The 26819-nt window shown below is 60.3% G+C and carries 20 protein-coding genes and 1 pseudogene; 4 read left to right on the forward strand and 17 right to left on the reverse strand.

Annotated features, from left to right (window positions below):
* Positions 1–116: 116 nt before the first annotated feature.
* From AC0L3O_RS30735 to AC0L3O_RS30755, 5 genes and pseudogenes are all read right to left on the reverse strand, one after another.
* Positions 117–386, reverse strand: a pseudogene (locus tag AC0L3O_RS30735) (tyrosine-type recombinase/integrase); the annotation flags it as partial.
* 71 nt (positions 387–457) lie between these two features.
* Positions 458–919, reverse strand: a complete 462-nt coding sequence (locus AC0L3O_RS30740; RefSeq protein WP_287052949.1) for a c-type cytochrome — start codon at positions 917–919, stop codon at positions 458–460.
* A gap of 52 nt (positions 920–971) precedes the next feature.
* Positions 972–1412 (reverse strand): hypothetical protein, encoded by a 441-nt coding sequence (locus AC0L3O_RS30745; protein ID WP_128185018.1) that lies wholly within the window; start codon positions 1410–1412, stop codon positions 972–974.
* Positions 1413–1852: 440 nt separating this feature from the next.
* Entirely contained in the window at positions 1853–2644 is a 792-nt protein-coding gene (locus tag AC0L3O_RS30750; RefSeq protein ID WP_128176615.1) for an MOSC domain-containing protein, read from the reverse strand.
* A gap of 313 nt (positions 2645–2957) precedes the next feature.
* Positions 2958–3365 (reverse strand): group I truncated hemoglobin, encoded by a 408-nt coding sequence (locus AC0L3O_RS30755; RefSeq protein ID WP_128176645.1) that lies wholly within the window; start codon positions 3363–3365, stop codon positions 2958–2960.
* Between the two features lie 682 nt (positions 3366–4047).
* Here AC0L3O_RS30755 and AC0L3O_RS30760 point away from each other — a divergent pair.
* Entirely contained in the window at positions 4048–4686 is a 639-nt protein-coding gene (locus tag AC0L3O_RS30760) for a hypothetical protein (RefSeq protein WP_473617478.1), read from the forward strand.
* A gap of 21 nt (positions 4687–4707) precedes the next feature.
* On the opposite strand, the gene AC0L3O_RS30765 is transcribed toward AC0L3O_RS30760, so the two are convergent.
* Together AC0L3O_RS30765 and ligD are read right to left on the reverse strand one after the other, a co-directional pair.
* Positions 4708–6369, reverse strand: a complete 1662-nt coding sequence (locus AC0L3O_RS30765; RefSeq protein ID WP_128176643.1) for a DNA polymerase/3'-5' exonuclease PolX — start codon at positions 6367–6369, stop codon at positions 4708–4710.
* A gap of 107 nt (positions 6370–6476) precedes the next feature.
* On the reverse strand, positions 6477–8375 hold the full coding sequence (ligD, locus tag AC0L3O_RS30770; RefSeq protein WP_287120542.1) for a DNA ligase D: 1899 nt from the start codon (positions 8373–8375) through the stop codon (positions 6477–6479).
* Positions 8376–9217: 842 nt separating this feature from the next.
* On the opposite strand from ligD, the gene AC0L3O_RS30775 reads away from it, so the two are divergent.
* From AC0L3O_RS30775 to AC0L3O_RS30785, 3 genes are all read left to right on the forward strand, one after another.
* A complete protein-coding gene (locus AC0L3O_RS30775) occupies positions 9218–10228 on the forward strand; it encodes an ABC transporter substrate-binding protein (RefSeq protein ID WP_473617480.1) in 1011 nt (336 codons plus the stop codon).
* A 459-nt stretch (positions 10229–10687) separates the two neighbouring features.
* Positions 10688–14104 (forward strand): AAA family ATPase, encoded by a 3417-nt coding sequence (locus tag AC0L3O_RS30780; RefSeq protein WP_473617481.1) that lies wholly within the window; start codon positions 10688–10690, stop codon positions 14102–14104.
* A gap of 29 nt (positions 14105–14133) precedes the next feature.
* Positions 14134–15438 carry an ABC transporter substrate-binding protein gene (locus AC0L3O_RS30785; protein ID WP_287309329.1) on the forward strand — a complete coding sequence of 435 codons (1305 nt, stop codon included), beginning with the start codon at positions 14134–14136 and terminating at the stop codon, positions 15436–15438.
* Between the two features lie 763 nt (positions 15439–16201).
* Here the strand turns inward: AC0L3O_RS30785 and AC0L3O_RS30790 are convergent.
* The 10 genes from AC0L3O_RS30790 to gcvA all read right to left on the reverse strand — a co-directional run bounded on the left by AC0L3O_RS30790 (position 16202) and on the right by gcvA (position 26817).
* Positions 16202–16906 carry a DUF1989 domain-containing protein gene (locus AC0L3O_RS30790; protein WP_473617483.1) on the reverse strand — a complete coding sequence of 235 codons (705 nt, stop codon included), beginning with the start codon at positions 16904–16906 and terminating at the stop codon, positions 16202–16204.
* Positions 16907–17019: 113 nt separating this feature from the next.
* On the reverse strand, positions 17020–17649 hold the full coding sequence (locus AC0L3O_RS30795; RefSeq protein ID WP_473617484.1) for an amidase: 630 nt from the start codon (positions 17647–17649) through the stop codon (positions 17020–17022).
* Positions 17622–18383, reverse strand: a complete 762-nt coding sequence (locus AC0L3O_RS30800; protein WP_473617485.1) for an amidase family protein — start codon at positions 18381–18383, stop codon at positions 17622–17624. Before AC0L3O_RS30800 ends, AC0L3O_RS30795 begins: the two co-directional genes overlap by 28 nt.
* A 115-nt stretch (positions 18384–18498) precedes the next feature.
* A complete protein-coding gene (locus tag AC0L3O_RS30805; RefSeq protein WP_419695461.1) occupies positions 18499–19167 on the reverse strand; it encodes an FMN-dependent NADH-azoreductase in 669 nt (222 codons plus the stop codon).
* Positions 19168–19340: 173 nt separating this feature from the next.
* On the reverse strand, positions 19341–20363 hold the full coding sequence (locus tag AC0L3O_RS30810) for a BMP family protein (RefSeq protein ID WP_473617487.1): 1023 nt from the start codon (positions 20361–20363) through the stop codon (positions 19341–19343).
* Between the two features lie 110 nt (positions 20364–20473).
* Positions 20474–21415, reverse strand: a complete 942-nt coding sequence (locus AC0L3O_RS30815; RefSeq protein WP_287236231.1) for an ABC transporter permease — start codon at positions 21413–21415, stop codon at positions 20474–20476.
* Position 21416: 1 nt separating this feature from the next.
* Entirely contained in the window at positions 21417–22505 is a 1089-nt protein-coding gene (locus AC0L3O_RS30820; protein ID WP_473617489.1) for an ABC transporter permease, read from the reverse strand.
* Positions 22505–24013, reverse strand: coding sequence for an ABC transporter ATP-binding protein (locus AC0L3O_RS30825; protein ID WP_473617491.1), 1509 nt, complete (start codon positions 24011–24013; stop codon positions 22505–22507). Before AC0L3O_RS30825 ends, AC0L3O_RS30820 begins: the two co-directional genes overlap by 1 nt.
* Positions 24014–24155: 142 nt before the next feature.
* A complete protein-coding gene (locus AC0L3O_RS30830) occupies positions 24156–25895 on the reverse strand; it encodes an amidohydrolase family protein (protein WP_473617492.1) in 1740 nt (579 codons plus the stop codon).
* Complete coding sequence (gene gcvA / locus AC0L3O_RS30835) at positions 25828–26817, reverse strand: transcriptional regulator GcvA (RefSeq protein ID WP_473617494.1); 990 nt, start codon at positions 26815–26817, stop codon at positions 25828–25830. The genes AC0L3O_RS30830 and gcvA overlap by 68 nt, the downstream gene beginning before the upstream one ends.
* Positions 26818–26819 lie beyond the last annotated feature (2 nt).

The following is a 26819-nucleotide window of genomic DNA, read 5'->3' on the forward strand; positions in this document are numbered from 1 at the left end:
GTTACCTGCCTGCAAGTCCGCTATCCACTTTATTGCAGCCCCTCCGACGAATCGACACGAAGGTCCGGAGAGGGTCACAGAGCGACCCTTGTAGGAAAGCGCCGCTCCACAATACTTCAGAGTTCAACCTGTTCAGAGATCGCCAATGCGTCATCGACCTCGATGCCGAGGTAGCGGACGGTGCTCTCCAGCTTCGTGTGACCGAGAAGCAATTGGACGGCGCGGATATTGCCCGTCTTCTTGTAGATCTGCGACGCCTTTGTCCGCCTCATTGAGTGCGTACCGTATCGTTTCGGGTCGAGGCCGATGCTGGCCACCCATCTGCCTACGATCCTCCCATACTGCCTCGTAGACATGGCGGACCTACGCGGGCGCAGCCGAAAAAGGTTGCCTCTCAGGACCCAAAGCCGAATTTCGCCCGGCCCCGGGCAAATGACTATCCTCGCGCGGAGCGATATTACGGCTCCAGCCTGGTGTGCCGCCCACGGCCGAGCGCGCCGTCGGCGCGCGCCTGCAGGTAGGCATAGATGTCGTCCACATAAAGCGCGAAGTTGGGATCGTCGGCGAACCCTTTCATGACCGAAGCGCCGTTGCTTTGGCCTTCGCGAACAACGCGCCTGAACGTTTCGACATCGAGCAGTCGGTCGACGAGGGACGACGCGAATGTCGAACCCACGCCATCCGGTCCGTGGCAGTGATTGCAGCCCGCATGATAGCGTCGGAAGCTGTTGTAGGTCCGCGCATCGACCTTACCGTCGATGATCCTGTAGAACTTGCCTGCGGCCGCCTCGTTTTGCGACGAGACGGCCGGACTGGCGGCGAGGCAGCAGACAGGGACGGACAACAGGACCAGTTGCTGCAATGGACGCATCGTCTGCTGCTCATGCGGCACTTCGAGGCACGGGGCACCGGCTGCCAATCGTTGCCATCAGATTGGCGCGACGAATGCGGCACTCCGGCTGGACTTGACCCTAACGCGCTTTGGCAATCTCGTCCGGGAGCGCAAGCGCCTGGTTGGCTACGAGCTTGTCCCTCTCGCCGACATCGACCAGCAATGTCGCGGCGTCCTTGCCGCAGGTGACGTTGAGCGAACGGCCTTCCACGCTGTCAAGGCCGGCGATCTGCCCTGGATTGAGCGCCAGACGAACACGCGCCGCCGTTACCGGCAGCACCGCTTCCGGATCACTCTTCTCGGTAATCATCAGAGCAACGGAGCATGTGGCGGCTTGCTGCACGAAATACCCGCTCATGAATTTCGAGCCGAATTCATAGCTGATGCTCTGGATCGGCAAATATTGGGTTTGGCTTTCCGTCGGCCCCAGCGATGCGCCTGAAGCGGCCGGAGCCAAAGCCCACAGGCTCGCGGCTACCGTTCCGGCGAAGATCGAAATGCTGATTGGTCTGCGTAACATAGTGCTCTCTCCTTCAGATGAGCGTGGTTGATCAAGCGATCAAAGAGGCATGCAACTTGCGCGGACCAACAACATCAGGGTCCGAACACTCAGCGTGGTCGACAAACGATTTTTCTGGGAAGTTTACGTCGTATCGGCATGCGCTCGGATACGCGAAAACTGGATATAATATGCGTTTTACGTTTAACAAGTAAGCTTTCAGAAAATTTTCACTAGGCGCTGGGCAAAACCGCAGACCGACATCTTGCTGCTCGTGCAAGTATCCTCCACCCCCTCATGGAGAGCACAGGGGCTGTCAAATTCAAGAGAGAAGTGGAGCGCGCACAAATCAACTGGAGGAAACCGGCGAAGCACCTGACGCTGCGCCTGACGAGATGAGGAAGGTCGGGGTACGGCCGGCTACCGGAATGAGCAAGCAGCGCCAGATGCGGCATCCATACCTAGTCCAGCACTTCGATGTCATCTCCGATCCGCACCATGCCTTCGATCAGGACGGCGCCATAGACTCCAGCCTTACCGTTGTGGGCTTTGGTGACCTTGCCGAGAATTGCGGGATTGCGCTCCGCCGTGTCGGGATCGAGTGTGATCATTGCGCAACGTGGGTCGCGTTCGAGGATTGAGACTACCGTCTTCGAACCGATGCGCAGCATGCGACCAACGAGGCCGTCTTCGGCGAACCCGGTTGTAGACGCGAGGTCCATGAAAACATTCGCCCTGAAGCGCCGCTTGTCGAGATCGATCCCCAGCTCCTCGCCGAGCCGGCGCCCGGTCTGGACCGAGAACAACGAGACCGGACGACAATCTGTCATCGCCCGTTCCGAGCGCATCAAGGTCAGGGCGTGTTTGTCGCCGAGTCCCCCGCCCAACTTCCGGATCAGCATTGGGTCGTCAACCGACAGAACCTCACCCGATGGCGTTTCCACGTCGATGGCAAGGTCCGCTGGATCGGCGAAGATTGGGCTCATCCCGGGCTCGATGCTCTCGGCCTCGGCCAAGTTGGGTGGCTTCGCGGCCTTGTCTGGATGGCGGAAACGGGGGCGGTAGAGTACCATCTTCATCTGCTCACGTCCCGTCAGATAGGGGAACCCGCTGGGTCTCCCGGCGCTCCTAAAGGCGAATAGCCGGTCTCCATAAACGCCGGCGAAGCCAACGAAAGCCTCGCTCAGCTCTTCGCCGCGCATGCTCTTGACTGGATAACGCCACAGGCTTTCAACCTTGCCGATGATAGCCATGCTCTTCTCCTCCCTTTTGCCTCTCTCTTCTTTCGCAGAGATTACTCCACCAGTTAGGCTTGTGTGCTGTCGATGAACGTCGATACTGCAGTCCGCTCGCTGGCCGAAACATTGAAGCTGTCGCGGCGCAAAGATGGCCGACGAAGGTCCGCCAGTCGCTTTCGTTGAACCAGCACCATCTCACCAGCCCCGGCAGGCCCCAAGTAACCGCGGCGAGTGAGCCCGTTTAGGTCCCGGTCAAGGTGCGATAGCCGTGCTGTCTTTTTGCGCGCTGGGCGAGGGCGAGCGATGCCATCTAAAATGGCTCGACTCGTTACGCCGACGGCGCAACAATCGCGGCACGCGTGCTCTCAATGAAAGCCTTGACCTCGGCCTGCTCCGCCGCCGGTACTGAGAATTTATCAAGGGTCGTCTGCACGTCGTCCATGAACGCTTGCCACTCGCCGGGAGTGATCGCCATATCGCGGTGCGACTCCTCCATGCTGCGGCCTGAGTAGCGCTGCGGCCCACCGGCCGCCCAGCACAGCATCTCGGTCACCAGATACTTGAACCCTGCCGGCGGCACTTTGTGATGCGCGTCGTCCACCCGCGGATTGGCATTGAGCCTCGGGTCGACCATGATCCGGTCGATTAAATCCTCGACCACCGTGGCAATGCTGTAGACCCCGCCCAGCCGATCATAGAGCGACGGCGTCTCCGATGCTGCTTCACTGCCAGTCATCGTCTTGCCAAATCCTTGCGCGCCCGCGCCAGCCTTCCGCAGCATACATCGAGCTGAGCGAAAAGAACAGGTTGTCGACTTCGCTGGATTGGGATCAATGTCGGCGATGTGGTGGTCGAATGCGACGATCTGCTGGGCGTGGGCGATGCCTTACCGGGTGTACTTCCCAAGTAATGGGCCTTCAGAGGTGAAACCTCCACCCCCTCCGTTGAGAATGTCAAACCTGTTCACTTCTGCACTTGGCGCAAATGCCTCCCTCAGGCGGCTGGAATGGAATGACTGCTCGTCACCGCTGCGGACGTTCCCGCGGATCGATAGGAAGTTCCGGAACGGGTCAGGAATACCGGTTCCGCCGAACGTCAGCTTTCGAGCAACATTTCGGCTCGGGAATGGCCGGTTAGGGTCACATCCAGACCACCCTTTGAGCGCTGCGTACGTCCGCTTCTGCACCTCGATGGCCGAAAACTGACAGTCCGCAGTCGGCCCCCAAAAAGCCGCCAGGCGGCAACGCACTTTGAGATGAACTCTGCCGCTTCCCGTTAGCCGAAGTTGCAAGCGGCCGCTAACAATCGTGGTTGCGCCTTTAGGGCATCCGTGGTTCAGACCGCTGGTGGATTAGAACTCATGTTGGCTTTGCGATCGGCTCATCGCTGCCGACAATCGGTGACCTATATAAAGGGGCATGTCCACGCGCCGAAAAATCAATGCAACAGCGAAGCTGATTGGAGAGTGGCCTTTAACCCCGGCTGCAACGCTTGGATCGTCCGTCAGAGCGAGGGGTATTTTTCTCGAAATACGCGCCCGCCTTCCAATGGAGTTCAGGAAACTGCTCCATATCGAGTCCCGCGTGCTTACCCTGCGCCTGTCTGAGGGCGCCGAGAATGATGTGCAGGTGGTATTCGGGATCGTATCCAAAGCACTGCAGAATATCGAAGACCTGCCCGTAATCCCCCGTGAAATCGAGGACATTCTGACGATCTCGACGGCCGAACGGCACCGCTGGCTGAAAGATGGTCGCTTGCAGAGCGCCGGGACGAAAACGGTGAAACTCCGCGGGCGGGCAAGGAACATCACCTTTCACGTGTTCGACCCGCAGCACGTGGAGGATGTGCTTGACCGCGACCTGGTTATGGTCTGGCGCGAACAGGACGCAGCGACAGCTGCAGAGAATAGGCGGCGAGCCGCGGGGAAGGCCGCTATGAAACGTGCTCAAAAAAGCGGTCGCGGAACTGCAGCTTCAGCTGGCTATGGCCCCGATGAGAACTCGCACTCCAGTTTGCGCGGCTGGGAAGATTTTGAGGATGACGGACTCCTGCGCTGATAGGCCGGCCGCACAAGCAGGTTAGGACGTTTGCCTGCGCCGTGCGAGATGCGCAAGGAGGGCCGTCAAACGCATCGCGTTCAGGACCCGCTTCGCAGGGACACCGCCCTTGCGCGCCATCTCGACACCCCAATGCATGTGGTCGAGCTCGCGGATCGAATGAGCGTCCGGATTGATGCTGAAGATGCAGCCCTGATCGAGTGCCTTTTGATGCCAGCGCCAGTCGAGGTCGAGTCGCCAAGGATGTGCGTTGATTTCGACAGCGACGCCGTGTTTTGCACACGCTTTGAGGGCTTTGTCGACGTCGAGATCATAACCGGGCCGGCGCAACAGCTGGCGACCGGTCATGTGCCCGAGGATTGTCGTCCGAGGATTTCCGATCGCCTCAATGATACGCTCCGTCTGTTCCTTCTTGGGCAACTTGAAGAGGCTGTGCACGCTCGCGACGACGAAATCGAACTGTTCCAAGATATGATTCGGGTAATCGAGCGAGCCATCCGCCAGGATGTCGGCCTCGATGCCCTTCAGTATGCGAAATTTTCCATTGTATGCCTTGTTCAGCCGGTCAGCTTCGCGGTGCTGTTCAGCAATCTCCTGCAACGAAAGGCCGCCTGCGTAGTGAGCGGACTGCGAATGATCGGCGACACCATAGTATTCGAAACCGCGCTTGCGCGTGGCTTCAGCCATTGCCTCAAGCGTTTCGGTGCCATCGGATGCGGTCGTGTGAGAATGCAGGATGCCATGCAGATCTTCATCCCGAATGAGGGCGGGTAGCTTCTGCTTTGCCGCTCGCTCAATCTCGTCCCTGCCTTCGCGCAATTCAGGCTCGATAAACTGCAAGTCTAGAGCTTGGTAGATTTCTTCTTCTGTCGCTGACGCGATCAGCTTTCTCCCGCGATGAAGCCCGTCGGCGTTTAGGGTGAATCCCTTGTCGGCCGCGAACGTCTTCAGTTGCTCAAGGTGGTCTGCCGAACCGGTTGCTTCGAGCAGGTTTGCGCCAAAGTGCTTCCTGTCCGTGACAACAAGCCTGAGGGTCGTATCCTCGATTCCAGTCGACTTTCTGCCCTGCGCTACCAGGGCGAAGTCGGAAACGAGCTCGCAACCGCGCCGGAAGTCACCTGCAATTTCGACGCGCGAAAACTCTGGATGCTCTTGCTTCACCGATATGACCGCATGTTCGAGAAGAGCGGCGGCCTTGTGCAGGTGAAGTTGCGTTTCGCCGCTTCGCACGATGGCCAGGCTCTGCAGGAGTTTTGTCTGAAGCGCGGCGCCGAGACCTTTGACTGGGCGTATGCGGTCTTCTCTTGCTGCGGCCTCGAGCTCCGCCAGCGAATTTACGCCGAGCAGCTGATGAAGCTTCAGTATCTTATCGGGACGAAGCCCGGGTATGGCAAACAGCTCCATCACGCCCGCTGGAACATCCTCGCGCAGCTTCTCAAGGCTTGGGTGCGTGCCGGTTTGGTAAAGCTTGGTCACGATGTCTGCGATCGCGTCACCGATCCCCGGGATCTTGGTGAGGGCGCCGGTGGCGATGATCCGATCAAGCGGCTGCGACAGCGCCGTCAGACTGTCTGCCGCGCGCAAGTATGCCTTTGTGCGATAGGGATTGTCGTCGCGCATAGACGCCCGTTGCGCGTATTCCCTCAAAAGACTGGCGACGGTCCTCGGATCGATTTTTGCCATGGCTTCAGCCAAACGAGGCCGATCTCCGCAGGTTCCAATCAGGCAAGGCCATGAGCGCCGCGTTGCCCTTTAAATCCCGGCTTTACTGCCTCTTCCCGCGTCGGACGCTACAGATTGGGCAAGGATTGGTCAGCGCGACCCCATCCCGCCAGAGCTTTGGAGGCTGCGCGTTTCTTTAATTCAGGAGCATCGCCCACGTGGAAATGAGAGGGCGCATCTATTGTCTTCATCTCTGCCCACGTAATCGGTGCCGCGACAGGGGCGCCCGGACGTGATCTTGCGCTGTAGGGCATGATCGCGGTCGCCCCGCGCTGATTGCGTAGATAGTCCACAAAGATGCGACCCTTGCGGCGCGCCTTTGACAACACGGCCGTGAAATGGGCCGGATCGCTCTGGGCGACCGCCTGCGCCAGGCGAGACGCGAAGTCCTTCACCTCTGGCCACTCGGCGCCAGGGGTGAGGGGCGCGATGACGTGCACTCCTTTGCCTCCCGTCAGCATCGGGAAAGTCTTAAGCCCCAGCGATTTAAGGATAGCGCGGAACTGAAAGGCAGCGGCGCGGACGGCCTCAAAATCGAGGCCTTCATCGGGGTCGAGGTCGAACACGAGGCGGTCGGCCTTTTCGACATCCTCGATCCGAGCCCCCCATCCATGCAGCTCAATCGTTCCCATCTGGACGCAAGTCATCAGTCCGTCGGCATCGTCGACATAGAGATATGGTTCCTCGTGCCCGTCCTTCTCCGTGATGCCGACATGGTGGACTTTGTCGCCAAAGCTGCCGGCGTCGTGTTTTTGGAAGAAGCACTTCTTCGCGCGGCCCTGTGGGCATCGAACCAGACTGATCGGCCGGCTGCCAACCCAAGGAAGCATGATCGCCGCGACCGCTGCGTAATGGTCGGCGAGCTGTCCCTTGGTAATGTTGGACTCCGGATAGATGACGCGGTCACGGTTACTTATCGCGATGCCGGTTGTCGCAGACGCGGCGAGATCGGCTGCATGACGTTCCGTCTCGAGCACGACCGCCTCCGGCTTCTTGTCTTCGCGGAGACCAAGATAGCTCGGATGTCGTAACGTCCCTTCATTTGTCATTTCGGTGAAGGCAATCTCAGCGACCAGTTTCGGGCGGAGCCAGTGTGCGCCGCGCACTTCGGCGCGTGGTGCGTCGACGGTCGCGGCCTTCTGCTCAAGCGGCGCCATGATCATCAAGAGACGAAGAAGTTCAGCGGTATCGAAGCCGGTGCCGACTTTCCCGGCGTAACGCAGCTTGCCGCCGTCATGAACGCCAAGGATCAAGGACCGAAACGCGCGGACCTTGTCGGACGGCGTCCAGCCGACAATCACAAATTCCTGCCGCCTGATGCATTTGATCTTCAGCCAGCTTGCGCCGCGGGCCGCCACATAACTCGAATCCGCGAGCTTTGAGATGACGCCCTCAAGGCCGGCTGCGCAGAAGCGATCGAGCAGCTCTTCTCCGCGGCCGAGGATATGGTCGGAGTAACGAAGGACCGGATTTTTCGCAGGCAAGATCGCCTCCAGCTTCGCCTTGCGCTCAAGAAGAGGAAGCCTTGTCAGATCTTCGCCGTCGAGCTGCAGCAGATCGAACGCATAAAAGTCGATAGTCGCCGGGGCACCCTTCAATGCATTCTGAAGCGCCTGGAAGTTAGATCTTCCTTCCGCATCGACAACCACGGCCTCGCCGTCAATCAGGGCGGAGCGCACCTTGAGCTTGCGAGCCTCGGAGAGGATCGAGGGAAAACGGCTAGACCAGTCCAGACCAGATCGTGTGTAGGCTCGCGCCTCGCCACCGCCGACGGCAACGAGAATACGATAGCCGTCATATTTCATCTCATGGATCCAACGATCGCCGGCAGGGACCGTGTCCACGAGCGTTGCGAGCTGGACCGGCCGGAAAGCGGGCGGCGCTAAAGTGACCTCGTCACGAGCGGGCGACTTCGCTTGACTAGCGCTCGACCCATTGATTGCCTTACGCGACGTTGGCTTGACCACTCTGACCTAAACCATACTCCAGAGACGAAATAGCGTTATCCGCGTCCAACGCGCGACTACTTCTTTAGTTTCGCTGCAGGCCGTATTGAGCTTTTCGCGATCATTGCCGACCCGCTTGATTAGCGCCTCGGCCTGAGGCCGTGCTCCTGCCTCCGGCCCTTCCATTTTCCCGATTTGCGCGCACAGTTAACTGGCAATAATCAAGAGCAGGAACGTGCCCTCAAATGCCGCCACAGCGTATCCGCTTTCTGCCATCGGCTTTAGAAGCCCGACATTCCGGTTCCGGTCCCCTAAACGGCCTGTCAGCTTTGCGCCCAATCCCGGTCGTTCCACCGGCGCGCCCCGTCCCTTAAAAGCGGACATCCCTCGTTCCTACGCTAGCGGCGACTTCGCGCCAATTCCAGACATTCCCGACGCTTTCCGGGAGCGGACCTTCGCATATCGTCCGAAACCGACCCCAAGCGGAAGTTGGCTGTCCCTCGGCTGAACTTACGCCCATGACCCAATTCGGTCTTTGCGGGGATTGCGTCGGGCGGCCGGAATGCGGCTCAAAGCCGCCCTTGAGCCGCCTAGATTGCCGATTCCGGCTGGTAGGCATGTGCCCGCCTCTAGCCTAGCGGAACACGTTTGTCCTCGCTGGCAGCGCCGATTAGGAGTATGATTACTCATCGCTGGCCGGGACCACTCATGCAGCGAGAGAGCGCAAGACTCCGCCTAAAAAGGGCGCGCTCCATAGCCTTAGACCACTGTGCGCGCTCACCGAGGTTGTCCGTCTGTGCTCGGATCGCTTTTGCTCGATCCTGGCCGGAATCTTTTCGCCAATCCGGAAAAGGAGCGTTCCGATGCAAGTCATCCAAGATCGTCGCACCTTCCTCGCTGGCCTGTCGGCGGCCGGCAGTGCGGCGCTATTCAACATTCGCCCGTCCAATGCAGCAGGGGAACCGCCCCCAGAAACGACCACCGTCCGTCTGGGAAAGTGGGAAGCCTACTGCTGGGCAGCCGTCTTCCTGGCCGGAGAACTGATGCGTGCCGACGGTATCACCGATGTCCGCTATTTGACAGGCGACACCAGCGTCGACAATTCTCAGTGGCTTGCTCGCGGCGACACGGATTTCGATATGAACATGCCGTCGATGCACATCAAGTCTATCGAGGCCGGCGTACCGATCAAGGTACTGACCGGTGTGCATACTGGGTGCTTCGAACTGATCGCCAACAACAGCGTCCCTGCCGTTACCGATATGCGGGGCAAGCGGGTGGGAGTATGGAATATGGGTGGCCACCCGCAAATCTTGGCGAGCCTCATGGCCAACTATGTCGGGCTCGATCCCGTCCACGATATCCGATGGGTAGAAACTGCAGATCCTATGCAAGACTTTATCGATGGGAAAGTCGATGCGTTCCTCACCGATACGTCGATATCGCACAAGCTTCGCGCTCAGAAGAATTTTCCCGGCCACACGGTCGTCAACATCGCCGTCGACCGCCCGTGGTCGCAATACTTCTGCTGCATGGTTGCCGGCAGCACGGACTATGTGACCAAGTACCCGGTGGCGACCAAGCGTGTATTGCGCGCCATCCTCAAGGCCGCCGACTTCTGCGCCTCGACCCCGGAACTGGCGGCGCAGGCGCTGGTCGATCGAGGCTTTCTGCCCAACTATGACTCCGCTCTGGCAACGCTGAAAGAGAACCCGCACGACAAGTGGCGAGAATACGATGCCGAGGATTCGGTCCGCTTCTATGCGTTGCGCCTGCAGGAGACGGGCATGATCAAGTCGAGCCCGCAGCAGATCCTAGCAAACGGAACGGATTGGCGTTTCCTCAACGAGCTGAAACGGGAGCTGAAGACTTAACGCCTAGCCGAAATGTCCGCTTGTTGGGTGCTCATCGGACGTTCAGCCTCGCCCCTTCGAATGACGGCTTCTGGCGCTCCTTGCTCCCTCCGTTCGAGGAAGCGTACGGCAGGAAACCCCCAACCTAGTCCTCCAACGGCTTCTTCCGCGTGCAGAGCGGTTAAAAGCACGGGTCGCCTCGATTGCGCCAATTGGAGACGCTTGGTGACGACGCGTCGAACGTCTTGAGCGGGGCCGAAAACAGACCGGCAGCTTCGGTCTGAGAATCTTCAAGAGCGGACATTTCAGGTTGGGTGTGGGCATCGTCCTGACGTGACCCGGAGCTGCCATTTGCCTTTCCTCAACGCGTGCCCTCTCTCACCGGAACCTGACGTTGCTATGGGCATAACCGCAAGGACGACCTAGCCTCCTGTTTGCGGTATAATGCTGGCCAAACTTCCACCGCCTAGGGAGAAGGGCATGGATATCGCGGCATGGCTGGCAAGCCTCGGACTGGGGGAATACGCCCCGGCCTTCCGCGACAATGACATCGATTTCGAGCTGCTGCCTAAGCTCACCACCGAGGACTTGACGGCCTTGGGCATCAGGTCCGTGGGGCATCGGCGCAAGCTGCTCAGCGCCATTTCGGCGCTCGCGGAGAATTCCTCCGCTCAGCCAGGGTCGAACCTGTCCACTCTTGAGGAGTTTGCACAAGACGCCACCGCCGACGACGTGGCAGCGCCACGAGCAGAGCGGCGGCAGCTCACCGTCATGTTCGTCGACCTCGTCGGCTCGACCGCGCTGTCGCAGCGACTCGATCCCGAGGACATGCGCGAGGTGATCCTCAGCTACCAGCAGGCAGTGTCGCGCGAGATCGCGCGCTACGAGGGACGCGTCGCCAAGCTCATGGGCGACGGCGTGCTCGCCTATTTCGGCTGGCCGCAGGCGCATGAGGACGACGCCGAGCGCGCCGTGCGCGCGGGTCTCGCGGCCGCGACCGCGACCGGCCGACTGGCCGGCCCCGGCCGAGTGCCGCTCGCCGCGCGTGTCGGCATCGCCACCGGGCTGGTGGTCGTCGGGGACCTGGTCGGCGAAGGCGCGGCGCAAGAGGAAGCCGTGGTCGGCGACACGCCCAATCTTGCAGCCCGGCTGCAAGCCATCGCCGAGCCGGATTCTATAGTGGTCGCGGAGGCTACGCAAAGGTTGGTCGCCGGACTGTTCACAGCGACCGATCTTGGTGAACGCGAACTCAAAGGCTTCACCGCTCCAGTGCGGTGCTGGCGCATCGTCGGCGAGACGGCGGCCGAGAGCCGCTTCGAAGCCCGGCACGCCGTGCTGACGCCTTTGGTCGGCCGGCAGGAAGAGCTCGCCTTTCTGCTCGAACGGTGGCATCGCGCAACATCGGGACAAGGCCAGGTTGTCCTACTCACCGGCGAGGCTGGCATCGGCAAGTCTCGCCTGTTGGCCGCACTTGCCGCGCAGGTCGCCGCAGGGCCGCGTTCGGTACTGCGCTTTTTCTGCTCGGCCCACTACACCAACAGCGCACTCCATCCCCTGATCTCGCATTTGGAAAGGGCGGCGGGCTTCGTGGGCGACGACAACGCCGACACGCGGTTCGACAAGCTCACGGCGCTGCTTGCCGAGATCGGCGCGGAGGCTGGCGAGGCCCTACCATTGCTGGCAACGCTGCTCTCGATCGATGCAAGCGGGCGTTATCGGCCGCCGAAGTTGCCGGCGCCGGCGCTCAGGGCGCGCACGCTCGCTGCCTTGACGCGGCTGGTCGAGGCGCCGGCGACGAACGCTCCAGTGCTCGTACTCGTCGAGGACGCCCATTGGATCGACCCCACGACGGCCGAATGGCTAGAAACGCTCGTGGAGCGGCTCTCGGACCTGCCGGTCCTGCTGGTGGTCACGGCGCGGCCGGAATTCGAGCCACGCTGGAGGGCGCTGTCGTGTGTCGACACGCTGCAGCTGGGACGGCTCGAACCAAGCGATGGCACGGCGATCATGGAGCGGGTGGCGGGCGGCAAGAAGCTGCCGCGCGACATCGCGGACCGCATCCTTGCTAACACGGAGGGGGTGCCGCTGTTCGTCGAGGAGCTGACGAAGACCGTGCTCGATTCCGGCCTATTGGTCGAGGCGGGCGATTGCTATCTGGCGATCGGGCCGCTGCCGGCGATCGCGATCCCGTCGACGCTGCAGGACTCGCTGATGGCGAGGCTCGACCGGCTGTCTCCGGTGAAGGAGACGGCGCAGATCGCCGCCTGCATCGGCCGCGTTTTCCAGCACCGGCTGCTCGCCGCAGTGAGTGGCGCCGGCCGAGGCCGGCTCGACGATGCGCTCAGCCAGCTGGAACAGGCAGAGCTGCTGTTCCGCAGCGGCGCGGCGCCGGAGGCGACCTACACATTCAAGCACGCGCTGGTCTGCGACACGGCTTACCAGAGCCTATTGAAAAGCCGGCGCCAGCAGATCCATGCGAAGATTGCCGCCGCGCTGGAAGCGGAGTTTGCCGACGTCGCCGAGACCGAACCTGAGACCGTGGCGCAGCACTACACGATGGCCGGACTGGCGGCTGAGGCCGCGTCATGGTGGCTGAAAGCCGGGCAGCGGGCGATGACAAAGTCTGCCAACCGCGAAGCCGCGGCGCACTTCGGCAAAGGACTCGAGCTCGTTGTGACTTTGCCCGCTTCCGAGGCCCGTCTCAGGCAGGAGCTGTCACTCTGGACGGCAATGGGCTCGGCGCTCATCCCCGCCAGAGGTTGGGGCGATCCCGAGGTCCTGCACTCTTTCTCGAAGGCACGGGAACTTGCCGAAAGGCTTGGCGATAAAACACAGCTGTTCGCCGCGGTCCGGGGCGAGAGCGCCTGCCGCACCATTTCGGGTCACCTGCTCGCCGCAAATGCGCTCGCCAACCAGTGCCTCACGCTCGGCATGGAGCTCGCGCATGCTTCCGGCGATTCCGGCTACATGCTGGAAGCGCACCACCAGCTCTGGGGCGTCAACTTCTATCTCGGCAACTACAAGACCAGCGAGGTGCACGCCAGCCAGGGTATGGCCATCTACGACTACGAGAAGCATCGCCACCTTGCCTGGGGCTATACCGGGCATGATCCAGGCGTTTGCTGCCGGTCGTTCTCCGCACAGATGCTCTGCGTTTGCGGCAATCCGGATAGGGCGGTTCAGCAGTCAAGAGAAGCCGTCGCCCTGGCCGAGCGCGACTCGCACCCTGTTAGCCTGGCCCAGGCGCAGATGGCGCTCAGCGTCGTCCACCTCATGCGGCGGGAGCCGCATGATGGGCGACTCTGGGCGGAAAAGGCCATCGCCGTGTGCACCGACTTCGCCATGCCGCTGCTGCTTGGCCAGGCTCGCGTGTTCTTCGGCTGGGCGCTCGCTGGTGTGGGGCAGCTGGACGAGGGCATTCGCCAGATGCGCGAGGGGATCGCGGCGATCGCCGCGACCGGTGCCGACATGGGGATGGCTTACTACCTTTGCGCGCTCGCCCGCGCCTGCGGCGAGCGCGGCGAGGCAAGCGAAGGACTTGCCCTTCTGGAGCAGGCGTTGGACACGCTCGCCAAGTCTGGCTCCAGCTACCAGCTGCCCGAGCTGTTGAGCGCCAAAGGAGAGTTGCTATCGCGCCTGGACCAGGGCGACGATGCTATCGAAGGCTCGTTCCGGCAGTCGCTGGCCGCCGCCCGCGAGCAAGGTGCGAGACTGGCCGAACTGAGGGCCGCGCTTCGGCTTGCCCGACTTTGGTCCGATCGCGGGCGCGAGAGCGAGGCGCGAGACCTGCTCGCACCCGCCTATGCGGCGTTCAACGAGGGTTTTGGCATGCCCGACCTGGCAGAGGCCAGAGCCGTGCTGCAGAAGCTTTCACATCATCCGACGGCATCGCCATAGGGAGGCAACGACCCCCGGGGAGGAACACCATGTTCAAGCAAATGTGCATTGGTCTGCTAGTCGGCGTAGCACTAATGCTGGCCGGCAAACCGGCTTCTGCAACCGAGCTCACGATCTTCTGGGCGGAATGGGATCCTGCAAATTATCTGCAAGAACTCGTCAACGAATATGAGAGGCAGACCGGCGTCAAGGTGACCGTCGAAACAACGGCCTGGCCGGGGTTCCAGACCAAAGCGTTCGCCGAATTCTATGCCAGGGGCGATGCGTACGATATGGTCGTTGGTGACTCGCAGTGGCTCGGCGCTGGCTCGACCGGCGGCCACTATGTTGAGCTGACCGACTTTTACACAAAGCACGACGTCGCGGAGCTGATGGCTCCGGCCACCGTGGAATTCTATGCCGAATATCCGGGTGGCAGCGGCAGGTACTGGGCGATCCCGCTCGAGGGCGACGCAATCGGCTGGGCGTATCGCAAAGATTGGTTCGAGGACCCGAAGGAAATGGCCGACTTCAAGGCGAAGTACAACTACGACCTCGCCGTGCCGAAGACCTTCAAAGAGATGCGCGACATTGCCGAGTTCTTCTATCGGCCTGACCAGAGATATGGCATCGCGATTTACACCGACAACTCATATGATGGGCTGGTGGGCGGCTTCGAAAGCGTGCTTTTCTCGTATGGCGGCGAGCTTGGCGACTATGCAACCTACCAGGTCGACGGTTTTATCAATTCCGACAGGGCCGTGGCCGCGCTCGAATTCTATAGGGAGCTGTACAAATTCACGCCTCCGGGCTGGGCCAACGCCAATTTCGGAGAGGAGAATCTGGCGATCACCGAAAGCCTGGCCGCGATGAGCATGAACTATTTCGCGTTCTTCCCATCGCTTACCAACGAGGCTAGCAATCCGAATGCCAACAACACCGGCTTCTTCGCCAACCCGGCCGGACCGCGAGGCGATCAGTTCGCCCCACTCGGGGGGCAGGGCATCTCGATCATCTCCTATTCGCAAAAGCAAGACGAAGCCCTCAAATTCCTCGAGTGGTTCATCAAGGACGAAACGCAGAAGAGGTGGGCGGAGCTCGGGGGCTACACCTGCAGCGCGGCCGTGCTGAAGTCGGATGCGTTTCAGAACGCCACGCCGTACAACAGAGCCTTCTATGAGACCATGTTCAAGGTGAAGGACTTCTGGGCGGTTCCGGAGTACGCCGAATTACTGCAGCAGTTTAACCAGCGAGTCTATCCGTACGTGACGGGCGACCAAGGCACGGCCAGGGAGACGCTTGATGCCCTCGCCGCGGACTGGAACGCGACTTTCAAGAAGTACGGGCGCCAGTAGTCGGTGTAGTTATGGATGGGACGCATCGCGTTTCACACCGAACATCGTGGAGATGCCGAACGCCTGCTTTGCGAAGCAAAGCGGACCTTCTCGAGACGGCCGCATAACTTCGGCTTCTGTGAAGGGTTACGGATGCCGGCTTCTGTGAGAGGTGCCGAGCGCTGGGGCCGGCGTCCGGAAGCCTCCAGGGAACGAACCGGCATGGTCGCCGGTAATGTCCGCTATAAGGCGGTGGCAAGCCTGACTTCAAACCGCCGACATGGGGCGCGAAGCGGTCATCCGCGGCACGAGGAACGACGGTCGCCAACGGGTCACTCGCGCTGGTTGGGCTCAATGTCCGGTTTCTGGAAGGAAAATGGGGCCCGCAAGGTCAGGATTGGGTCAGGTCGAGACTTCAAGCGCCCCAAGCAGAACGTCAGCTATTGCCATCCGGAAGTCCCGAAGCTGTCAGTCCGCTTCCGGCCCCGCTCAAGACGTTCGACGCGTCGTCACCAAGCGTCTCCAATTGGCGCAATCGAGGCGACCCGTGCTTTTAACCGCTCTGCACGCGGAAGAAGCCGTTGGAGGACTAGGTTGGGGGTTTCCTGCCGTACGCTTCCTCGAACGGAGGGAGCAAGGAGCGCCATCTGCTGACGTTCAGGCCAGTCAGTCCGAAGGTCCACTCTTGCCCACCAAGCTGCACTTAAGCACTCAACTCGCAGGTATCCTAGCTCTCAGTCTCCGCTAAGCGCTCCAGCCGCCTGCATTCAACGCGTCGGAACGGTCACTTATTCGGCTGATCGACCCGGAAGTGCAGTTCGACGGGCATATTATTTTCGCCATTGATGGGAACCATGTCCTGCGGGCACGCGGACATCACGACGACCAGATCCATTTTAGCACGGAACTCGACCCGGTCGCCCGCCTTCGAAACGGTTGGAAGCCAAGCGATACTGCCATCGGCACGTACGGGAGTGTTCATCCACAGATTCAGCGGACTCGGGATTTCGCTCGCGCGCAAGCCGATGGCAAGCATCGCCATGCGAAGGTTGTCGGTGCAATTGTCGTGGTATTCGGTGACACCCAGGAGCCGATAGCGATAGAGATCGCAGGCGGCTATGACGGTGTCGTGAACTCCAGGAGAATCATCAACTTCGAACGTGAGGAATGGTCTTCGCCGATTACTGACAAGGGTATCATTCACCTTTGGCGTTATGTGGCTGAGATACCCATGCAGATGCTCCATCGAAAGATATTCGCGAAGATCAAACGCGTTGAATGCCCAGAAATCGCACACCTGTGTGCCGTGCGTATTGATGATTGTAATAGTCTGGCCTTTGGCTAATCGTACGGCTCGTCCCTGGCGAGCAGGCACATTGTAGACCTTGCCGACCTCCGGAGCGCCGTCGGCGGAAATTGGATTGTCAAGAGTGCTGTTTTGTCCGTCCGGTTTGCCCTGATCTTCAAAATGCGGAGAATGCAAGCTCATGGAACACCCTTGATCTGGCCCGTAGGTGATTGGAACGGAGCGCCGGCAACACAGGAGGGTATGCCGTCACGTGAATAAAGTGATGATGCCGAAACACCGCAACTGAAACGTGTTCATCCGACGCGAAAGCGGAGGTCATCAGTAGGCATTGGCGAAATGTACTTTTCAACCCACAGGGCGGCTGACAGCACGCCTTCGTCGCTATCGACGGCGCCGGACAAGAGCGCCGACGTCGCCAATCCGATGCTCCTGCCCGTGGGCACGGCGATGCCCGGCATATTGAGGAAGCTGCCTATCATCGTGAGTGACAGGGTTGCGAGATTGACTTTGGCAAACAAGTCCGCGTCCCCTTCCATGTGCGACAATCGCGGGGCGACATGCTTGACGGTCGGCATCAGCAGGATCGCGCCGCCGAGTTCGCGGGCGATGTTTCCGATCAGTTCAGCGGGTAGGTCTCGCAGGATCGCTATTTCAGCTGCGCCTAGGGATGTTGCCGCCTCAAGCCGCGCGACGATTCGAGGGTCCAGCAATTCGCGTGAGCCACCAACGAGCAATTTCTTGTGCTGTGCATAGGCTTCGGCCGCGCCAAGCCAACCGGCATCGTCAAAGACCTTACGGCTGCGTTCGACAGCGACGACACGTCGATTTTCGACCCCGGCGCCGGCGTCGCTCAGCCTTTCAACGAAGCCGATGAAGTTGTTGCGCACCCCGTCAGTCAATTCGGGATCCTCGAGGATACCCATATCGACCACAAATTTCGTGGCGACGATGCCGGCGAAATGTTTGGCTTCCTCTTGCCACGCATCGCCGCATCCATAGTCACGCAATCTGCCACTGTCCGGCAAATCGGACCAACACTGTCGAATGAACTGGCGAGAGGAAAAACGCCGCTCATATCATAGCGCGAGGGCGAAGCCTTGAAGCCGACGAGGCCATTGAAGGCGGCGGGAATCCGGATAGAGCCGGCCGTATCGGTGCCAATGGACGCGGCAACGACGCCATCCTTCACAGCGATTGCCGATCCAGATGAGGAGCCCCCCGGCACACGGATTCCGTCACCGGGGGTTCCAAAGTGGAGATTAAGACCGAGGCCAGAATAGGCTAGCTCGCTCAGATTGGTCTTGCCGAGAGCGAGAAGGCCCAGCCGTCTGGTGTTCCGAACGCCAACGGCATCTCTCGCGGCGATTGCCGCCTTCGCAACGACCGCTGGAGAACCGGCCGTTGTGATCATACCTTGGACGTCGAAAAGGTCTTTCCAGGCAATGGGGACGCCATCAAGGGAACTTAAGGGACGTCCCTCGCACCAACGGACGTTGGATTGTTCCGCCTCTGCAAGAACTTCCTTTGCTCGCAACGAAATGAAGGTATTTGGGCTGCATGCGGCGCGCGCCAACGCCTGCTCGACCAATCGGCAAGGATTGGTATCGCCCTGAACGAGCGCGGCTGAAAGTTCTTGCAGGGTACCATTGGGTTGCACCGCGGCGTCCGTTCGGCTCGATTTCTTGCTGCCAACCTTCCGCCCAGCGCTAAGTGCTCAAAAGACCCAGGCGGTTGAGGTGCGGCACCTCGTCTCGAGAGGTTGAGCGGGACGGTCAGGACGCCGCGGCATATACGGCGCTCGGCATCGACAGCCGATCGACAAGTGCCGGAATCGCGGCATGTGCCGCCGCAATCGAGGTGGCATGTCGGTCCCCGCCGAACTCCTGAAATTCGATACCGACATGATGCATCGCGTCCACGCCGAGATAGTGCTTGATCGCTCGAAGATGGGTGTCGAGATGGTTCATGTGGCTGCGAATGCCGTCCGGCTCGAAACCGAATTCCCCGCATGAGGTCAGGAGCACCAAGGTCTTCCCCGAAAGCATCGGCTCCAAGGGAAAGTCCCCTCGCCCAAGATCGAAGGTGAACGTCTTGTTGATGCGGACGATCTGATCGACCCAGCCCTTCAGGGCAGTGGGCATGCCGTAATTGTACATCGGCGTGCCAAGCACAATGATGTCCGCGGGCTCAAGTTCGGCAATCAGCGTATCGGAAAGAGCGACCAATTGGCGTTGGTCCTCGGTAAGCAGTTCTGGTTCGGTGAAGACGGCGGCAATCCACGGTTCCGTTGTGGCCGGGGGCGGATTTGCGCCCACATCGCGCCGGATGACGATATCGCGAGGATTACGCGCCTTCCAAGCCTCGATGAACTTTGCAGACAGGTCCCGCGAAAGCGAACGCGAGATCCGTGCGCTCGCGTCAATGTGAAGAATAGTGGCCATTGTGATCTGCTCCGATTTCGATTTACCGCAGACCTATCAGGCTGATGCGTAATGGATGCCCGATTTGATTTAAGCCAATGGCTGAATAGAAATCATCAGCGTGACGCTCAAACGAAAGCCGCCGCAGGGTTGTTTGCACAGCCCCGCGGCGGCGATTTTTCAAGTCCAACCGGTCAGTACGGCTGCGGCTTGAGTTCGCCCGATCTCATCTTGGCGACGAGCCCTTGAACCTCGGCACGAACGTCTTCCGGTACATCCGCGTGAAAGGTCCCGATGCGCATGGCGGCTTCATTGTTCAGATCCGCCTTATACAGCTGGCCCTTGAGTTCCCCCTTCACCGAGAGGCGCAGATAGGTGAGCATGTTTTGGCTGACGTCGAGAATGGCCGACTGGATCATGATATCGGGCCATTTTTCGATCGCGTCATAGTACAGGCCGACGGCATACGCTTTCTTTTCCTGGACCGCCTGAAGCGCGCCAACCGTCGCGCCATCCATTGTGGGCCACACGACGTCGGCGCCCTGGCTGAGCTGATTGAGCGCCGCCTCCTTGCCTTTGGCGACATCGTTCCAGTCGCCGGTCACCGTCACCAGCACCTTGGTGCCGGGAACGGCTGCTTCGGCACCGTCCTTGTAGCCCTGAACCGAGTCGTTGGTGAACTTGAACTCCTGGGCGATCATGATGCCGATTGTGTTGGCCTTGGACATCTTGGCTGCCGTATAGCCCATGAGGTAGCCGAACTGACTGAAGTAAAAGTCGGCATTCGCCACATTGCCGCCGACACCAAGGCCGTTGTTGACCATGAAGGCCGTATCGGGAAAGCGCTTGGCGACGCGTTGGACGGCGTCCTGATATTCTCCACCGTGGCCGATGACGAGATCGTACCCGCGGCGCGCATAGTCGGAGAGCACCTCGACCTGATCCGGTTGCTCGACGAGTTCGGAATAAGCAAATTCCAAGCCCAGTTCCTGTTGCGCGGCTTTGAGGCCGGAATATGCGGCCTGGCTCCATCCGTTGTCGGTGATGGTGCCCGGCATGGCAATGGCTACTTTGTAGGCATCCTTTGCGAGAACACCAGACGTGCCGGACAGGGCAAATGTCGCTGCCGCCACTCCCGAAATAAAAACCTTACGCGCGATCATCATTGATCCTCCCAAGCACCGGCAATATTGCCGTGTGCAAACCAGCCCAATCACAGGACCTGTGATTGGTGAGCTCCACTCACCCGGTTATCGTAAGAATGCCCCTGCGCGGCAAAACTGATTTGTTCTCAACTCATGCATAAGATTGTTGCATGTGTTGGCGTTCAGCGGCCTTCCCGGTCATAGGGGGCGCCAAGCGCTTCCGGTGCACGAACCACGCCGACCAGCCCGACAAGGGCGACAATCGACGCCAGATACGGCAGGATCAAGAACACCTGGTAGGGAATTTCCGGATTGACGAATTGCAGTCGCAACTGGGCCGCGTCGCACATTCCAAAAAACAGCGCCGCGAGGATCGCCAACGCCGGATTCCACCGTCCGAGAATGACGGCGGCGAGAGCAATGAAACCTTTTCCAGCGCTCATGTTTTCCGCGAACAGGTGGATTTGCGAAAGCACCAGCTGCGCACCGCCTATTGCCGCAAGCATGCCGCTGCCTATCAAGGCGGCGTAGCGAAGCCGGAACACAGCCACACCCGACGAATCCGCCGCGCGAGGATTTTCACCGGTTCCGCGCAGGCTGAGCCCCCAAGACGTCTTGAAGAGCAGCCAAGATGAAACAGGCGCGAGAACATAAAGAAGGTAGGTCAGCGGATCCTGATTGAACACCGCAGGGCCGACGATCGGGATCGCGGACAATCCAGGGATCGCGATCTTGCCGAACCCTTCGACGGTGGCGCGTCCCATCTCCTCGCCGAAGAGCTGCCGCGCCAGAAACGAGGTCATTCCGGCAAAGAGCAGATTGATGGCAATGCCGGCAACCAGTTGATTGATGCGCCAGGAAACCGCAAGAACCCCCAGTAAAAGTCCGCCTACGGCGCCCATCAGAATTCCGCACGCGAGGCCAATGATCGGCGATCCTGTGGCAAACGCGCCGATTGCGGCGCCAAAGGCGCCGGCAAGCATCATCCCCTCAAGCCCGATGTTGAGGACGCCGCTCCGTTCGGCGAGCACGCCACCAAGCGCAGCGAATGCGATGGGAACCGCGAGGCGCAGACTGGACGCCATGAAATCGGTGAACTGTCCTATGTCCGTCAGGAATTCCATTCTAGCTCGCTTTCTTGGCAGCCGGCAGGATTAGCGAGGCACGGCGGGCGCGTAGGTAGGAAAGGATGCCGAAGCGGTCGGCGCGCATGGCAAGGCTTGCGGCGAGCATGATCACGACGAGCCCCTGGAGCGCATCGACGATCGAGCGCTCCACACCAGCGACACGTTGCATGGCGCCGGCACCAGCCTGGAGGCCGGCAAGGAAGAATGCCGCGACCGGCACGAGGATGGGCGAGGCCAGCGCCATGAACGCCACGACAATGCCGTCAAACCCATAGCCGGAGCTGAACAGGTGAAAGAGGCGGTATTTGAGGCCGATCACTTCAAAGCCGCCGGCAAGACCGGCGAGGCAACCGCCCAAAATCATTGATCGCAGCATCTGTTTGCGAACGGCGATGCCGGCATACTGGGCAGCTTCCGGGTTTCGGCCGACGGTGTCGATCGCAAAGCCCGACGGCGTGTAGCGAAAGAACAGGTAGATGACGACGGCGATCAAAAGTCCCGCCATTGCGCCAATATGCGTATCGGTTTCCGGCATCAGAATTGGCAGGTGCAGGAATTCGGGCAGTTCCTCGGAGTAAGGATACGGCGCCGACTTCGCGAGCAGCGGGCCGCTGACGGCATAGGAAACGATGTGAATGCCGATGAAGTTCATCAGCAAGGTCACAATCACTTCGTTGATGCCGTGATACGCGCGAAGATAGCCTGGGATGGCCGCCCAAAGTCCACCTCCGATCATTGCTGCGACAACAACGATCGGGATACCTGCATAGGAGGGCATCTCAGGCAGCGCGAGTCCAACAACGGTAGCAAACAGGCCACCGAGATAGATCTGACCTTCGCCGCCAATATTGTAGAGCCCGGCGCGCAACGGCACCACGACCGCCAGGCCCGCAAGCAGGATCGGCGAAGTCTTTACGAGCGTGTTGCCGATCCCCCAATAGTCGAAGAAGGCCTCACCGAACAGGGCCTGATAGCCGGCTACGGGGTCTGACCCGGCCAACAGCATCAGGACGCCGCCGATCAGCAGGGCGATGGCGACAGCAAAAACCGTGCGCAGTGCGAAAATCCATTCAACGACGCGGTCCATCATGCCGCCTCCATGGTCACACCGGCCATCATCATTCCAATTTTTTGGGCAGTGACATGCTCGGGCGCCAGGATTCCCGTAAGCCTGCCCGCGCAAATGACGCCGACGCGGTCGGCGACTTCAAGCAGATGCTCAAGTTCGGTCGAGATGTAGAGAACCGCCACGCCGCGCGCGCGCTCTTCGAGAATCTTGTTTTGCACGAACTCGATTGCGCCGACATCGAGACCCTTGGTGGCCTGCATCACAACGAGGATGCGCGGCCGTGACTCGATCTCCCGCGCCAGAATGATCTTTTGCTGGTTGCCGCCCGAAAGGAAGCGCGCCTGTTGTTCGGCCGAGCGCAGGCGAATGTCGTAGCGCGCTATCAGGTCGACCGCACGCTCCGCAATATGCCTGTAGTCAATGATGCCGTTGCGACTGACCGGTTCCCGGTCGAAGCTGCGCAGCACGAGGTTCTTGGACACCGAATAGTCCAGAACGAGCCCTGTGGCGTGCCGGTCTTCCGGTACGAACCCGATCTTGGTGTTGACCACCCGCTCACGCACGTCGAGGTGGCTGATGCTCTCGCCCTCGACTAGAATGTCGCCCGACGTCAACGGCCTCATGCCGACAATGACCTCTGCGAGCTCTCTCTGACCATTGCCGTCAACCCCGGTCAGGCCGAACACTTCGCCCTCACGCAGCGAAAACGACAAGGATTTGAGCGCGGATGCGCCGCGGTCGCTTTGAGCACAGACGTCAACGACTTCAAGAACCGCCCGACCAGGCTCGCCGACGCGATTCCCGATCCGAATGTCGGATTCCCGACCCACCATCAGTCTGGAAAGTTCTTTCGGCGTCGTCTCGGCGGCGCCCACTTCGGCAATGACGCGACCTTGGCGCATGATGGTCACGTTGTCCGCTACTTCCATCACTTCGTCGAGCTTATGGGTAACGAACAGGATGGTGTGTCCCGCGGCTCGTATTTTCTTGAGTCCGTCAAGAAAGCTGCCGATTTCATCGGGTGCGAGAACGCTGGTTGGCTCGTCCAGCACAAGGATTTCCGCGTTGCGATGGAGCACTTTCAGAATCTCGACGCGCTGGCGCATGCCTATGGGCAATTTCCAGACCGGCGCATCTGGATCGACATCGAAGCCGTATTGTTCCGAAATCTCGCAGATCCTGGCGGCCTGCTGCTTGAGGTTCAGCGAGAGGCCGCCGGTTCCCAGCAAAATATTCTCGGTGACGGTAAGCGCGCTGGCGAGCTGGAAGTGCTGGTGGATCATGCCAATGCGATGGCCAATCGCATCGCGAGGAGAATTCAGAACGATTGGCGCGCCATCGATGAGTACCCGACCGTTGTCAGGCCGGTAGAGGCCGTAAAGCACATTCATCAGCGAGGTCTTACCCGCCCCGTTTTCACCGAGAACGGCGCGGATTTCGCTCCTGCCGACGGTGAGACTTACATTCTCAAGCGCCTTGAAGGGCCCGAACGATTTTGAGACATTCTCGACGATCAGATGTGACATGGGATTCCTCGACGAGGTCGCGCGCTGCACCGCCACGAAAGCGTTCGGCCTGCTCTTTCCTATTGGGCTCGCAATAGTTCGCCCCCTCAACTGAAAAGGGCTCATCCGTCGCATGAAGCAGGAGGTGGATTTCGAAAGAGACTCAGCCGTCCGTCTCACGCCGGGCGCTGTCGAACCGCGAAAGCCATCTCTGGATGAAGGGATCTAACGCCGCGGCGCTTTCCAAATCCCCATGGGGGATGGGAGTCCGGCTGAGCGCATCGGCAATGTCGGAAGCGAGTGCCCGCTTGTCGAAACGGGTGGGCTGGCCGTTCTCGAGCACGACCTCGCCATCGACAATAACCATGTCGACGTGGCGCGCCTTCGCGCGCGTCATCAACAAGATGAACGGGTCGGCCTCCGGGGCGACCCAGGGCGAGGTGAGTTCGTCGAGACGCAGCAGGACGAGATCGGCCTTGAAGCCCGGCCGCAACATGCCGATGCGAATGGATCTGTTGAGATGTTGCGCACCGACCCTGGTCGCCATCGCAAAGACATCGCGTGCTCCGACGCCGGGCTCCCGCGCTCCGGCGTTCAAATGTAAGCGCCATGCGAGGCGCATCTCGGCGAACATGTCGTCGTCGTCGTTCAAAGTGGTGGCGTCCGTGCCCAGCGCAACAGGAATTTGCATTGCTCTCAGTTTGCCGACCGGAGCAATTCCGCAATGAAGGCGAAGGTTGGAGCCCGGATTGCTGACGACGATAACGCCGGTGCCCGCTAACGCCCCAATATCCGCATCGGAAAGGTGGACGCCATGTGCGAGTGAGAGGCGCGGCGTCAGGATGCCGAGTGAATGGAGATAGGCGATAACCGACTGACCGCGGCTACGCTGGCTTGTTTCCTGTTCGTAGCGGGACTCGAGCGCGTGGGGCTGGATCCCCGTATCGTAGCGTTCGGCGCGCAGATTAATTTCCTCGAGAACCGATCGCTCGACCCATTGCAAGCCTGGTGGACCGAACCAGAGGTCAATACGTGGCTGCGTCGAGGCCGCGGCGTGCCATGCATGGAAAAGATCGAAAAATTGTTCAGGGCTCACTCGGTCGGTCGGCGCCATCCAAGTGGCTGCAAGTTTTCTGATCGCAGGAGGGAGTTGCACGGCGAAGCGCTCGTCCTCGCCCTCGCCGCCCAGGAGAAACCCCATGGTTCGGATACCAGGCGCAACAACCGCGCGGATGCCGGCGCTGGCGTAGCCATCCATCTTGCCGCGGACAGACTGGTCGACATTTTCGGCGCTGCCGGCAAGGCCGCACATGTCGATCATCGTGGTGACGCCTGTTCGCAGCATCTGGCAAGCGGTCCACATAGCGGACAGGCGCGCATCGAGCGGGCGCAGGGAGCGGATGCCCTGCAGCCAGGATTCTAGCGGTGCATCGGCTATGCCGTGCAGGGATGTCGGCACGCCGAAGCTGTGATGGTGCGCGTTGACCAGCCCGGGCATCAAAAGATGCGACGTGGTTCCGACGACCTTGCAGGACGGATTCACTTTTCGCAGTTCAGTATAGGTGCCGTTAGCGCCGATTTTGCCATTCACGACCAGAACGGCGCCATCTTCGATAAAGTCCGATGGTTCGTCAGACAGCAGTGCCCAACGCGCGCGCACGATATAGGTCGACTGCTGACGATGTTCCCTCGAGCCGCTCATGCGCGCAGCAACAGGCGTCCCCAGGGCGAACCCGTTGGTGCCTGGTGCGCCTTTCCTCTGGTCGAAGACGCTTGCCAATTGCATGTCGAACGCTGCCTGCTTGATGAAACACGGCAAACCTATCAAACGTTTTTCAGCAATGAAGTGAGGATTGCTCAGGCGTCGGGTGAGCGGATACCGGATGGCAGGTTTGATTCTCAATAAGCTCGCCGGCAGGACTATCGCGGAAAATATCGGCTTCTTCGAGCAGCCACTCCCGGAAGGCCGCCACTCTCGGATTGCCGGAGCGAGTTTCGGGGCAGATCAGATAGTAGTTCTTGTTGGGCAGTCGAATGGAGGAAGCGAGCACCAGACGGCCTTGCACAATATCGTCGGCGGCAGCGATCAGTCCCACCAGCGCAAATCCATTGCCGTCAATCGCCGCCTGTATGCACATATGCTCATCGCTGTAGACCGCGTTGGTTGGAAGATGGGCGCCGCCCAGACCGGCCTCCTCGAACCAGGTGGACCAGTTTGGATCGCGCTTGGTGAACCCGGACCATTCGTAGTGGATGAGCGGGCCGCGGGAAACGGCGGCCGCATCGTCGTCAGGGGATGTGCCCGCAAGCAGCGAGGGGGAACAAACGACGGCTGCCTTGTCCGACAGCACCCAAACCGTGCTCAAATCGGCGTAGTCGCCGAAGCCATAACGAATAGCCAGATCGAAGTTGTGGCGTGTGAAGTCGACCGTCTCGTCGGACCCGCTGACCTTCACGACAATGCCGGGGTGGCGTTGCCGGAACCGGCTCAATCGCGGCATCAACCATTTGGTAGCAAAGGAGGTCGTGGTCGTTACCGATAACTCGCCCGTCGCGGTGGCATCGCTCACTTCCTCCGATGCCAGCTCAAGATAAGAAAATCCCTTGCGAACCAAGGGCGCATAGGTTTCGCCGGCCTTGGTCAGGGAAAGCGACCGCACCAGACGGTTGAAGAGTTTTTGCTGCATGAACTCTTCGAGCAGCTTGACCTGATGGCTGATCGCAGTGGGAGTAACATGGAGTTCTTCCGCAGCCATCTTGAAACTAAGATGCCTGGCTGCGGCATCAAACGCTTGCAGGCTCTTGAGAGGAGGAAGTCTATTCATGA

The sequence above is a fragment of the Mesorhizobium sp. WSM4810 genome, assembly GCF_055811235.1.

Coding starts and splice junctions, on each gene's coding strand:
- AC0L3O_RS30745 (WP_128185018.1), bottom strand. CDS start 1,412: ATGTTACGCAGACCAATCAGCATTTCGATCTTCGCCGGAACGGTAGCC.
- AC0L3O_RS30750 (WP_128176615.1), bottom strand. CDS start 2,644: ATGGCTATCATCGGCAAGGTTGAAAGCCTGTGGCGTTATCCAGTCAAG.
- AC0L3O_RS30755 (WP_128176645.1), bottom strand. CDS start 3,365: ATGACTGGCAGTGAAGCAGCATCGGAGACGCCGTCGCTCTATGATCGG.
- AC0L3O_RS30760 (WP_473617478.1), top strand. CDS start 4,048: ATGTCCACGCGCCGAAAAATCAATGCAACAGCGAAGCTGATTGGAGAG.
- AC0L3O_RS30765 (WP_128176643.1), bottom strand. CDS start 6,369: ATGGCAAAAATCGATCCGAGGACCGTCGCCAGTCTTTTGAGGGAATAC.
- AC0L3O_RS30775 (WP_473617480.1), top strand. CDS start 9,218: ATGCAAGTCATCCAAGATCGTCGCACCTTCCTCGCTGGCCTGTCGGCG.
- AC0L3O_RS30780 (WP_473617481.1), top strand. CDS start 10,688: ATGGATATCGCGGCATGGCTGGCAAGCCTCGGACTGGGGGAATACGCC.
- AC0L3O_RS30785 (WP_287309329.1), top strand. CDS start 14,134: ATGTTCAAGCAAATGTGCATTGGTCTGCTAGTCGGCGTAGCACTAATG.
- AC0L3O_RS30790 (WP_473617483.1), bottom strand. CDS start 16,906: ATGAGCTTGCATTCTCCGCATTTTGAAGATCAGGGCAAACCGGACGGA.
- AC0L3O_RS30795 (WP_473617484.1), bottom strand. CDS start 17,649: ATGGGTATCCTCGAGGATCCCGAATTGACTGACGGGGTGCGCAACAAC.
- AC0L3O_RS30805 (WP_419695461.1), bottom strand. CDS start 19,167: ATGGCCACTATTCTTCACATTGACGCGAGCGCACGGATCTCGCGTTCG.
- AC0L3O_RS30815 (WP_287236231.1), bottom strand. CDS start 21,415: ATGGAATTCCTGACGGACATAGGACAGTTCACCGATTTCATGGCGTCC.
- AC0L3O_RS30820 (WP_473617489.1), bottom strand. CDS start 22,505: ATGGACCGCGTCGTTGAATGGATTTTCGCACTGCGCACGGTTTTTGCT.
- AC0L3O_RS30825 (WP_473617491.1), bottom strand. CDS start 24,013: ATGTCACATCTGATCGTCGAGAATGTCTCAAAATCGTTCGGGCCCTTC.
- gcvA (WP_473617494.1), bottom strand. CDS start 26,817: ATGAATAGACTTCCTCCTCTCAAGAGCCTGCAAGCGTTTGATGCCGCA.